The 12,125-nt window shown below is 51.1% G+C and carries 11 protein-coding genes and 1 pseudogene; 4 read left to right on the top strand and 8 right to left on the bottom strand.

The features are described from left to right. Positions 1-183: 183 nt before the first annotated feature. A complete protein-coding gene (locus tag J1784_RS18570; RefSeq protein WP_217150404.1) occupies positions 184-1,224 on the bottom strand; it encodes an oxidoreductase in 1,041 nt (346 codons plus the stop codon). A gap of 224 nt (positions 1,225-1,448) precedes the next feature. Between J1784_RS18570 and umuD the strand changes: the two genes are divergently transcribed. Continuing rightward, positions 1,449-1,868 (top strand): translesion error-prone DNA polymerase V autoproteolytic subunit, encoded by a 420-nt coding sequence (umuD, locus tag J1784_RS18575; protein ID WP_217150405.1) that lies wholly within the window; start codon positions 1,449-1,451, stop codon positions 1,866-1,868. Between the two features lie 265 nt (positions 1,869-2,133). After that, on the top strand, positions 2,134-2,706 hold the full coding sequence (gene mntP, locus J1784_RS18580) for a manganese efflux pump MntP (protein ID WP_217150406.1): 573 nt from the start codon (positions 2,134-2,136) through the stop codon (positions 2,704-2,706). A 24-nt stretch (positions 2,707-2,730) separates the two neighbouring features. Here mntP and J1784_RS18585 read toward each other — a convergent pair whose 3' ends face one another. From J1784_RS18585 to J1784_RS18615, 7 genes are all read right to left on the bottom strand, one after another. Further along, positions 2,731-3,237 (bottom strand): hypothetical protein, encoded by a 507-nt coding sequence (locus J1784_RS18585; protein WP_162940787.1) that lies wholly within the window; start codon positions 3,235-3,237, stop codon positions 2,731-2,733. A 179-nt stretch (positions 3,238-3,416) separates the two neighbouring features. Beyond that, positions 3,417-3,908: a hypothetical protein gene (locus tag J1784_RS18590; protein ID WP_238485592.1), complete on the bottom strand. Its 492-nt coding sequence runs from the start codon at positions 3,906-3,908 to the stop codon at positions 3,417-3,419. A gap of 318 nt (positions 3,909-4,226) precedes the next feature. Then, the gene (locus J1784_RS18595) at positions 4,227-5,396 is read right to left on the bottom strand and encodes a BamA/TamA family outer membrane protein (RefSeq protein WP_420803978.1); all 1,170 of its coding nucleotides are present in this window, start codon (positions 5,394-5,396) and stop codon (positions 4,227-4,229) included. Beyond that, positions 5,397-6,488 (bottom strand): DUF4056 domain-containing protein, encoded by a 1,092-nt coding sequence (locus tag J1784_RS18600; protein ID WP_217150427.1) that lies wholly within the window; start codon positions 6,486-6,488, stop codon positions 5,397-5,399. It abuts the gene before it with no gap. Positions 6,489-6,529: 41 nt separating this feature from the next. After that, the gene (locus J1784_RS18605; RefSeq protein WP_217150407.1) at positions 6,530-7,660 is read right to left on the bottom strand and encodes a BamA/TamA family outer membrane protein; all 1,131 of its coding nucleotides are present in this window, start codon (positions 7,658-7,660) and stop codon (positions 6,530-6,532) included. Continuing rightward, a complete protein-coding gene (locus J1784_RS18610) occupies positions 7,660-8,568 on the bottom strand; it encodes a porin family protein (RefSeq protein ID WP_217150408.1) in 909 nt (302 codons plus the stop codon). The genes J1784_RS18605 and J1784_RS18610 overlap by 1 nt, the downstream gene beginning before the upstream one ends. A 126-nt stretch (positions 8,569-8,694) precedes the next feature. After that, positions 8,695-9,726 (bottom strand): HAD family hydrolase, encoded by a 1,032-nt coding sequence (locus J1784_RS18615; RefSeq protein ID WP_217150409.1) that lies wholly within the window; start codon positions 9,724-9,726, stop codon positions 8,695-8,697. 205 nt (positions 9,727-9,931) lie between these two features. Between J1784_RS18615 and J1784_RS18620 the strand changes: the two are divergent. Both J1784_RS18620 and J1784_RS18625 read left to right on the top strand, forming a co-directional pair. Next, positions 9,932-11,122 (top strand): annotated as a pseudogene (locus J1784_RS18620) (OmpP1/FadL family transporter). Between the two features lie 306 nt (positions 11,123-11,428). Continuing rightward, on the top strand, positions 11,429-12,125 hold a 697-nt coding region (locus tag J1784_RS18625), incomplete at its 3' end, for a sulfatase-like hydrolase/transferase (RefSeq protein WP_217150410.1).

A 12,125-nucleotide genomic window follows, 5' to 3' on the forward strand; every position in this document is an offset into this window, starting at 1 on the left:
ATCTCTCGGTGCGACATGTGTCGCCCCATTCACAGAGTATAGTCGCTACATTTACTTCATTTCATTAACAAACTGTTATCTTTTGCGGCAGGGAATTCAGAATGTTGCAGGGCACTGACGGTAACCAACGCAAGAGTAAAACGGGCGAACTGATGCCGCCCGTAAAGATGATTGCAGCGAAAACTATCCGAGAGGGATCGTCTGCCCTTTTTCGGCAGAAAGCTGGCCGAGTTCGATTAATTCCATCACCGCAATGGCGTCAGCCGCGGTCACCGGATTCTGCCCTTTGCCCTGAATCGCTTCGGCGATGGCATGATAATAAGCCGGATAGTTGCCCGGTAATGTCGGGCAGACTGATGTCGTTATCTGGTCGCCTTCGGCCAGCGTCAGTACGCCATCACGCGCGTCATGACCCCAGTTTTCCGCAGGCGGACGTGCGCCCGCTTTCAGATTATCCTCCTGTGGATCCAGACCATATTTCACGTAACTTCCGCGCAGGCCGTGTACCTGAAAACGCGCAGATTCTGCCGCCACCAGCATGCTGCCGTGCAGCACAACGCGGCGCTGTGGATAAGACAGCACGGCGTGGAAGTAATCAGTCGTCTGGCCGCCGGGACGCAGTTCCGCCATATCGACCTGAATTGCCGACGGCGCGCCAAACAACTGCAAAGCCTGATCGATAATATGCGGCCCAAGATCGTACCAGATACCGCTGCCAGCCCCTTTCATCTCGCGCCAGCGCTGACGCACCTCCGGGCGGAAGCGGTCAAAATGCGATTCCAGATAGCTCACTTCACCCAGCGTTCCGTCGGCAATCAGTTTTTTCAGCGTCAGGAAATCGCTGTCCCAGCGGCGGTTATGGAATACAGAAAGCAGTAACCCTTTGGATTTCGCCAGCGCCTCAAGCTCTTGCGCCTGTGACAGTGTCACGGTAAACGGCTTATCGACGATCACATGTTTTCCGGCATTCAGTGCGGCCTGCGCCAGCGGGAAATGCGTGTCATTAGGTGTCGGGATCACAATCAGATCCAGCGTCGGGTCATCGAACAAACTTTGAGGGTCCGCCACCACCTGCATTCCCGGCCAGTCGGCATGTACTTTGCTGGCATCACTGCTTGATACCGCCGCCAGTTCCATCGCAGACGTTCCCGCAATCAGCGGGGCATGAAACGTTTTGCTGGCAAAACCGTAGCCTGCCAGCCCGACCCGAATCTTTTCACTCATCATCTGTCCTCTTTTGAGTTCACCTTTTCGCAACATTGTAATCGATTACTTTATGCAAAGTAAAAGCGTTCGTGGGGCAAAAGGCACAGGGTGTCACGCCTGTCGCGTACAAAAATAAATTCTCCCGCCGATCAGCCAGATACTCTTTTCTGCCGCTGACGGGCTTGATCCGTGTCCCGTCAGTGTGAATACTGTATATAAAACCAGTATCACGAGAAATGAGTATGATTTTGTATACCCCCGCAGAACATCTGCAAAAAATTACCCTGCCGTTATTTCTGGATCGCGTGCCTTGCGGCTTCCCATCTCCGGCGCAGGATTACGTGGAATCGCGGATCGATCTCAACAAGCTGCTGATCGCCCATCCCAGCGCGACCTACTTTATCCGCGTCTCCGGGCATTCGATGAGCGATGCTAACGTCAACGAAGGCGATTTGCTGGTGGTGGACAGTGCCCTGACAGCGGTTGACGGCGATATTGTGGTGGCGGCGGTGGACGGTGAATTCACGGTGAAGAAATTGCGGACGCATCCGGTGCTGCAACTGGTGCCGATGAATCCGAGCTATTCCCCGATCACTTTTCAGGATGAAGAATCGCTGGAAATATTTGGCGTGGTGACTTTTATTGTTTACGCCGCGCGGTGAGCAAGTGCGAGCCTGTGCCGGTGAGATTTACCGAATAAAACAGGCTCGCGATAAATCGTTATGATGATTGATGTTTTTCATTCCTGCCGCTGCCATTTTCAGCAATTCGCGGGCATTTCAAACAAATATAGCTTGTGCTAACATTCTTAACCAATACTATAACATATTGAAAATTATGGTTTTTTTATTTTAAGTTCTGTGGCAAACTGCGCGCATCTTTTAATACACAGCCTTTTTTCTTCCCGAAGGCATGACTGGTCCGTTTATGCAACTTTATACTATCCTCATTCTGGCGTTCGGCATGTCCATGGATGCGTTCGCAGCGGCAATCGGAAAAGGCGCAGCACTGCACCGTCCGCCATTGAAAGAGGCATTACGTACCGGACTTATTTTTGGTGTGATTGAAGCGATTACGCCGGTGATCGGCTGGGGTATTGGTCTGGCTGCCAGCCAGTTTATTATGAGCTGGGATCACTGGGTGGCGTTCACCCTGCTGCTGATCCTCGGTATCCGCATGATTGTGCAAGCCTTTAAAAAAGATACCGCAGAAGAGACAGAAGCACCGCGCCGCCACGGTTTCTGGCTGCTGGTCACCACCGCTGTCGCCACCAGTCTGGATGCTATGGCCGTCGGCGTCGGGCTGGCGTTCCTTCAGGTGAATATTCTGGTGATGGCGCTGACGATTGGCGCGGCTACCACCATTATGGCGACGTCCGGTATGCTGCTGGGCCGTTTTCTCGGCGCAGCGATTGGCAAATGGGCCGAGATCCTCGGTGGCGTGGTGCTGATTGGCATCGGCACCTCAATTCTGGTCGAGCATCTTGGCCTGCTGAGCTAAGCGAAAACGCTTTGTGCAGTGGCGTTATCTGAAACTCCACTGCACGCTGATAACAAATACCGAAGGGATAATAATCCCGCTTTCAACGCCGAAGTAATCAGTAAAGTTGTATTGAATGGCGTGATAAATATACGGCGAGAAGCCGATGCCGGTGACTTTCTTGAAATCCGCATAAGATCCGTCGTCACCGCAGTGTTTGAAGGCATCAAAAAAGAACTCGCCGGTGTAGCCATACACGCCTTTGAACACCCAACCCGTGTTACCCTCCACCCAGTCGCGGCGCATCCCGATAGCAATACAGCGGTCGTCAAAGCTGTTTTTCATCGTCCCGACTAACACGCTATATTTTGAATCTTCAGAGAATTTTCTCTCGACCGAGTAGAAATCATTATCAAACTTCTCGGTATATTGCCCGTGATTACCGGTCAGATGATAAACGAAGGATCCGGTGTTAATCGAATATAAGTTTAATGGATCCGCCTGACCCGCAGGAAGAGCAAGTAATAACGGCAGGCCTAAAATACCGGAAATTTTTTTGAGCACGTCAGCCACCGCCTTAATAAAAAAACATCAGTGGGCAATCGAACAGCATCAGCCAGAATTTGAGTATAGACGCAGGGAATAAAAAGAATATCTGAAGAAAGTCCGAATACTATTTTCGATATATAAGGAGGGTTTGCCACATTGAAAAAACTATTTATCTCAGACCTTTACCGGAAACTCCACTGAATGCTGGTTGCAAAAATGTCAGGCGCAATGATCCCCGCTTCAACGCCGAAGAAAGTGGTCGGGTTGTACTGGAGCGCGTGGTAGATGTAAGGCGAAAAACCTATGCCGGTGACTTTTTTAAAATCATGATAGGAACCGTGATTGCCGCAATCGCTGAACGCTTTTGCAAAGAATTCTCCGGTATACGCATAGACCCCTTTCACCCTCCATTTGGCGTTGAGTTCCATCAAGTCCCTTCTCATGCCCACCGACAGGCAGCGATCGTTAAAACTGTTTTTCATCGTGCCCACAAGCAGACTGTTCTTCGACTCCTGAGAGAATTTACGTTCGACGGAGAAGAACTTATTCTTAAAAATCTCGTTGTAGTCCCCGAGATTACCGGTCATATGGTAAACAAAAGACCCCGTATTGACTGAGTATAAACTCAGTTCGCTGGCATCACTTTTAGCCGCTCCCAGCCCGGTAAGAGCCATAAGACAGAAAAGATTCTTTCGGTTAAACATACGCATCACAATACAGTCAGGGCCTCAGATAATTTATTGATTCACCGGTATTCCTGGTCATGCCTCCGGTGAGCAATATTTTATTTAATATCCTTTAAATTTATTCTGAAGGATATTTTTAATACTATTATTCTGAAGCCAACGAACTAAATAGGACTTAAACAAGTCGGGTCTGTATCTTTATTAATGTAAATGTTTTTTGTGCGCTTTGGATAAATATATCCGGAATGAGTAATTGTCGTGGATCATTTTGCGTTTGTGTTAAGAATTTGCAGAAAGATGACTAAATTAAAGCCCGGCCCCCAGATTGAAATATAACGCCTGTTCGTTGTCGCTGAATGCCACATCAATACCGGTATAAAGACCGAACTGGCGCGCAATCAGATAACGGAACCCGCCACCCCACGCCACTTCGGTTTGCTGATATAAGTTCCCGGCCGTCTTCCCTGCGCTCCCCGCACCGGTAAACGCCTGCACTATCCAGCGCGGTGTCACCTGCCATTCCAGTTGTGTCTGTACCGTGCTGACATAATCGCCCTGATACCGGTAGCGGGAGATCCCGCGTAAATTAATATAAGGCCGCGCCATTGGCGGAAGATGTTTGTCATGGCGCGACAACGACTGATAATTTCCGGCCATCACCAGCGTGAAATCGGTACCCAGCGGGTAGAAATAACGTCCATCAATATTGAGCAGGTCATAGCGGTAATCACCGCCGAGAAAATGCGTGTAGAACTGATATTCGCCGGTTAGCGAAAGACCATTGCGGGGATAAAAGAAGTTATCAGTAGAATCGTATTCCGCCACCAGCCCCACACCGGAAGTGGTGCTCGAATCCCCGAGCACCTGCTGAAAGACGCGGTTTACCACGGGATTATCATCGGCGGAGATTTTCATATGGGCATAAAACTGAGAAACACCGAGGAAAACCGGGGATCCTGCAACGCGAAACTGAAGTTTCTGCATTCCGCCGTAGCCACGCGTGGTGGTAGTAACGCTCCTGCCGTTACTGAATCCTGCGATGTCACCGGAATAAATATCCAGATTGATATCGGCATAACCGGCTGCGCCCAGATAGCGGATGCTGTCATCATTCCAGGTATGGCGATGGCCGCCACCGGCAAACCAGGTGCCATTTTGTGTACCGCCGCCGCCCAGCGCACTCATCGCCGCCGGAACGTGCGGTTTAAGCGGATCGGCGTTTTTATCCTCGCCGGTGTCATGCAAAAACAGGCCGAATAATCCGCCGCCGTAACCGACAGCCGGTTCAGTGATCACCACCGGCACCGGCAGAAAGCCGTAACGGTTTTCCCGCAGATAATTGCTCATATCTACCATATTATCGGTGGGGTCCATCAGCCCGGCGGCGCTGGCCTGCGATAATCCGGCCAGAAGAATGATCAGCCCGTAGTGACTTTTCTTCGCACTTTGTTCTGAGATAGCCGCCTTCCGCCGCATCTATTTATTCAGCCTCTGCAACTGGATCTGGTCAGCGTATTTCGCCTTTTCTGCCAGTGCAGGGAATTGGGAAGGCACATAGAAATGCACCGGCGTTTTCAGCCCGCGCATATCATTACCGGTATATATTTGCAGTTGTCCGAGCAGCGACAGCGTATAACCTGCGATTTTGGCGGGCATAACGAGCTGATAAGGCGCGGTTCGCTCGAAAGGCACTGGCGTCGGATAGCGGGTTTCGCTCAGGTCATAATTGCGGTTCAGCACCAGGAACTTGTCCGGCACACGGCGTTTGCTGTTCCACCAGTCACCGTCAATTTCATGAAACTTTTTCCCGGTTTCCGCCTCGCTGACGGCACCCAGTTTGACCAGCACGTCACGCAGTGCGATATCCATCGCGGCGTTATATTTCTCCGTCGTTCCGGCGTTCCCTTGCAGGATGACGTTTATCGCCAGACGTGCGCCGAGCAGGTTGGAATACAAATCTTCCGGTGAAAAGGCAGACACTTCTTCGGAGAAACCCGCCACCGACTGAAAACCGTACCACTGGGCAATTTCATGCCACTGCGCCAGCTGGAATGCCAGATGCCCCGCCTGCCAGGCGGCCAGCGTATAACGTTCTGCCGGAGAAGACGGCGGCGTAAAACGGTGCAGCTGAATGCGCCGCAGCCCCAGTTCCTCGCTGTAAAATAGACGCCAGTCACTACCGAGCCGCGGATAAATTCGCGTGAAGAGGTAGAAGGTGTTATCGGCCGTATCACGCACATGGGCGATATCAATAAACCCGCCACGACGGGTGTACATCAGCCCGCTTTTTTCCTCACTCAGTCCGGCGATATTTTTCACGGCGGCAAAACGGCTGTCGTTGTAATGATGTTTACCGAGCGTCGCAACTGTCAGCACATTACCAATCTGATAAAACGGTATCGGCACACCAATGGCGCGCACGTGCAGGTCATAACCGAATGCGCAGCACGGGCGCAGAGATTCAGGCGCTTCCAGATGCTGTGCGACCGGCCCCGCGCGGGATGCAGACTCCACGGGCAAGATCTGTGCCTGCGTGGAGTGTGCAAATAAATAGTGTGCATGGCTCATTGAGGCCACGCCGAGCAATAAGGCCCACAACATCTTGACTCTCAAAAGGCCTCCGCAATCTGAAAATAGAACCCGGCGCTTTCCCGTCCAAAACCGAGATCCAGGCGAACATTCATGTCAGGTTTTACCTCAAACCGGTAACCTGCACCGGCGTTCGGTAGCAGCGGATGTTTGGATAAATCGCCGGGCTTGTCACCCAGCGCGCCTGCCCCCACCCACAAGACATAACCATGGCGCCAGTTAAGTTTTTTACGGTATTCCAGCTGGGTACTGACCACGTCTTTATCGCGGTATTGCCCCTGATAATAGCCGCGCAGACGGCGGTCATCTCCGGCCATCGAAAGCTGATCCCACGGCACATCGCCACGGGTAAAGCGCCCCCAGAGATCAAAGGCCAGTATTTCGCTGTCGCTAAGCGGCTGGTAGTGGTTGTACTGCAGTTGTAACGCGGTGAAATGCGTATCGGAGCCGACCGCCGGATCGAAAACGCTGTATTCGGCGCTGAAAAACTGACCGCGCTGCGGGCGGGTAATCACATCGCGGGTATCGTAGTTCACTGCCACGCTGCCACCGGAGCTGAGCGAATGCGTTTCGGCACCGTTTTGCGTGAATAAATCATTCTGGTGCGGATCGTCTACATCGGCATGTTGTGTCGAGAAATCCCAGCCCACACCGCCATAAAAATTGTCCGCCAGCCGGTAGAAGATTTGCGGATGCAGACGCAGCGAATTCTCGGTGTATTTCATTTCATCCCCCTGCGCCGCGTCGTAACCGATACCCCAGAAACCCGTGGGGATTTTAGCCAGCGAGCCGTCCATAAACAGCCGCCACTGATCATCACGAAAAAACGTGTAATTGGTCATTCCCAATCCCAGCGCACCGCTGCTGCTGATAAATCCGGTAAATGAAATTGACGAGTTCTGCGTGACCTTATCTTGCGGGCTGACGCGATAAACCCCCGCCACGGCGGTGCCGAGCCCCAGTTTCAGTTCCGGCGTGTAAAATGGCCCCGGGAGTACACTCCAGTTCACGCCTTTGCTGGCATCGAAATGGTTATCCGCACCGAGTTTATTAAGAAAACCGTCGATCTCCTCACGCGACAGAACGTCGGCATTCACAGGCGCCGCCGTCACGGTCAGTAATCCCGCCAGCAATAATCCGGACTTGTTCATCAGAAGCGGTATTCACCCGCCAGAAAGAAACTGTTACGGTCGTTAAAACCGATTTCCGACAGCACATTGAAGTTTTGCGTGATTTCATATTGTGCGCCGATCAGCATATTCCACGGCGAATTCAGATGCTGTTTGACGTCAAAGCGGCCGTCATCGTCCTGATTCACCGTGGCAATCAGTGGCTGAAGTTCGGCGGGCATATGCAGGTCAGAAAGCTTACCTTTAAATTCCTGCTGCACATCCTGATACATGCTGCCGACCCAGAGGCTCAGGGGCGAAGGCCCGGCCACACCCGGCATATTGAAACGATAGCCGACACGCGGTGACACTGTCACAGCTGAAATGCTGCCATCGAGGATGTCGAAATCCGTGCGGGTGTAATTGGTATCGACCAGCGTAAACCAGTTGCCATAGCCGCCCGCCAGCGTGAAGCCGGTGCCGATGGTTCTGCCCTGAAAGTCGAGTTTAAACTCAATATCCTGTAAATCGCCGCTGCGGTTCAGATTATGCACCGAGCTGGCGATAATGCGGTCCAGGCCGGTGTAGCGCGACGGATCCGCATCGACCGACACAGTCGACACCGACGACCCTTTGGTGTAACCCAGCAGCCCGTACACATTCAGAAAGGGAAACACCCACATATCCAGGCGCAGGTTTTCGCTCTGGCTGCGTTCGCGGGTTTTAGCGACATCAATATTAAACATGTCGGAAGGGATCGGGTGCGCGCCCAGCTTCAGGCCGGAGAAAGTAATGCTGTCGACATCGACGTTCTGGCGCATATTCATGTAGCTGAGATTGACGCCAAACGGCAGCGGAATAGAGTAGCCGCGCGCGCGCGCCTCATCGCCCCAGATAGGAAAAGTGCGGCCATCGGAACTCGTGTCCTGCGGCTCAGTCGTCTCTGCCATAGCCTGGGGTATCCACCACAGACAGACCACTATCAGAAGTTTTTGCGTTCCGCTGAACTTGTTCATGTTAATTTACGCCCTTTCGCTCACATCATGAGCAGAGAATGATCCTGTAGCAGGAATGCGTTATTTCGTCTGAGCGTCTGGAAAAATAGTTTTCCAATCTGTCTTCATACTGACCACCGGCCAGCCTTTTTTCGCAGCTTCATCCAGCCCTTTATCCAGCCGGCCAAAACTCGACTGGCGGTCGTAGGCGTATTCGCGGGCCGCGTCATCATGATGCACATACAACACCAGATTCGGGCCTGCGCCGGAAGCAACGTATTGCAGCATCGGCAGGTCGCCGTCGGAATTGCCAAAGGCCAGCAGGGGCATCCGGCCGATGTAACGGTTGATCGCCACCGGCTTATTTTCAGCGTCATCAATAAAATTAATGACGCCCTGTTTGATCAGCTGCGCATGGCCGTTTTTATCAATTTCAAATTTCACTTTATCGGTAGACCCAATCACCTGTTCCGGCGGAATACCGTAAGTTTTCTCTGCCCACGGGCGCATAAAATCGGTGCCGCCGCCGGACACAATGTACGTTTTAAAACCGTTTTCCCGCAGATAACTCAGCAGTTCCAGCATGGGCTGGTAAACCAGTTCGGTGTAAGGCCGTTTGAAGCGTGGATCCCGGGCAGTTTCCAGCCAGGTCGTGACGTTCTTTTTGAATTCTTCGGTGGTCAGCCCGGCGTCTGCGGCATGTTCAATCGCCATCAGCCCCTGATTCCCGGTTGCCGCCACGGCTTTCATGTCGTTTTCCAGAATGCCTTTGAACGGCTGCTGGTTTTTCCATTCAGGATGCTGAGGTGCCAGCACCCTGATGCGATCCATCAGGTAAACCAGCTGCACATAGGCGGGTTGTTCGGTCCACAGAGTACCGTCATTGTCGAAGACCGCAATGCGTTCTTCCGGTTTAACGTAATCGGCGCCGCCTTCCAGTGTCACTTTCTGCACGAAATCGGTGATGTTGGTTTTAGCCGCTGAATCATTCCAGGAAGGTAAAACTGTGGCTGCAAATACCTGCTGACAGGCAAGAAAAATAAACAGAAGAACAGCGACGAGTAAACCCGGAATTCTTCCAACACGAACAGAAATACAACCAGAATTTGTCATCTCAATATCCTGCAAAATTAGAAAGAAACGTGTTTTTTCATTGGGATGGTACCTCGGTAAAGGCTAGTCAGTAAGTGAAATTATTTCTAGCAAACGGAAATATCTTTTTATTATTTGTTATCTGAGATTTGCAATTAATGAATTCCTTACCTACTTGTTAGAGGACATCACGGGGCCGAATACGAACAGACACCACAGGCGCGATATGAAAAGACTTACATTATTGATAAGTGGAATTTTATTTTCTGCCAGCCCGCAGGCAGCGGGTTTATACCTTTATGAAATCGGTACAGAGGATACCGGTCTGGCCGGTGCAGGACAGGCCGCGCGTGCGCAGGATGCCTCAACGCTGATGTCCAATCCCGCGGGAATGACCGAACTTCCTGATCACATGCTGACTGGCGGAATACAGGCGCTGTATGGCCATACGCCCTATTCTCTCGATGATAATTCCGCGCTGAAAGGTAAAAGTCCCGGCAATACCATCGGCTGGTTTCCGGGTGCCAATATGTTTTATGCACAGCGCCTGAATGACTCAGTTTCCGCCGGGATCGGGCTGTATGGGAACAATGGTTTGGGACTGGATTTTGGCGACTGGGCGGCTGATCGTCTTATCAAGAAAAGCACGCTTATCGGCTTAACCCTCAGCCCGGCATTGGCCTGGAAAGTCAATGAGCGTCTCTCCTGGGGTGTTGGTTTAGGGATTAATTACGGTTTTCTTTCGCTGACCCGTGAGGTGGATGGCGACGATAAAAAACAAAACGATCATGACTGGGCGCTCAATTTCCGTACCGGTATTTTATTCAAAGCCACTGAAAACACCCGCATTGGCCTCAATTATGCCAGCAAAACACAATACCATTTCAGCATTGATGCCAAAGCCCGTTTCCCTCAGATTAATAACGCCGAATATACCTTACCGCTTGCGGCACAAGTGAATACACCCGACCAGCTCATGCTGAGCGTGGTGCATGACATCAATAAACGCTGGTCGGTGATGGGCGATTTAGGCTAGCAGAACTGGAGCGAATACGGCAGTAATCAGATTTACACCGGCAACAATCCGCTGGAACGTGAAAATAAATTGCAGGATACCTGGCATACGGCGTTAGGGGCACAGTTCCGCCCGAATGATACCTGGCGGTTAAATGCCGGTGTTGCCTATGACAGCAGTTTTTATAAATCGCAGGATGATACTTCGCTGACTACGCCTTCCGGCGCAGCGTGGCGTTTCGGCACCGGAGCACAATATCAGCTGACCCCGGCCAGTAACATCGGGGTGGCGTTTGAATATCTGACCATGGAGTCATCAAGGGTCAAAACACCACTCATTAAAGGAGAATATCAGGATCCTTCCCTGTACTTTTTCAGCATGAATTACAGCTATAAATTTTGAGCCTGACTCCGCCGTGTTGATGACAATATCAGGCGGAGAAATCGGAATCCCTCACAGTACCGTTTCCAAAACTCGATCCCTTTGATCATTAAAATCAATTGTTTAATTTAAAATTAAACAAGTTAAATCATTGCCTGTTTCCAAAATAAGGCATGATCGTCCGTTCATATTTCACAGGGTGAATTGATCACTTCATATTTTGAAACGTGATTATTACCTTTTAATTCAAAATGTAATGTTAAACCTCAAAACTTGACTATACTCAATTTGACTTAATTCCTGCCCTTAATGAACGGAGTGACCACCATGGTTGACAAAGTATCTTTCAGGCGAACGATGGTTGCCAGCATGCTCGCATTGATATCAAGTGCTGCTGCGGCAGCGACTCCCCAGCCTGCTGCGGGATCGCCTGAAAATGCCCCCAAACAAGACAGCTCTAAACCCAATATTGTTGTGATTTTTGGCGATGACATTGGTTACTGGAATTTAAGTACCTATAACCAGGGAATGCTTGGATATAAAACGCCTAACATTGACAGTATTGCCAATGAAGGTGCGAAGTTCACGTCCTACTACGCTGAACAGAGCTCAACGGCCGGGCGTTCTTCGTTCATTACCGGGCAGATGCCTTTCCGTACAGGCATGAGTAAAGTGGGTATGCCTGGCGCACCGCAAGGGTTGCAGAAAGAAGACCCGACCATTGCCAATATTCTTAAACAACTGGGGTACGCCACCGGTCAGTTTGGTAAAAACCACCTCGGCGATCGCGACGAATTCTTGCCTACCGCCCATGGATTTGATGAGTTCTTCGGTAATCTTTATCATCTGAATGCGGAAGAAGAACCGGAAAACCCTGACTATCCGAAAGACCCGGCGTTCCGTAAAGAATTCGGCCCGCGCGGCGTCATCAAAAGTTCTGCTGATGGCAAAATTGAGGATACCGGCCCGCTGACCATCAAACGTATGGGCACAGTGGATGAAGAAACTCTGGCAGCAAATAACG

The sequence above is a fragment of the Rahnella ecdela genome, from assembly GCF_019049625.1.
GTDB classification, from domain to species: domain Bacteria; phylum Pseudomonadota; class Gammaproteobacteria; order Enterobacterales; family Enterobacteriaceae; genus Rahnella; species Rahnella ecdela.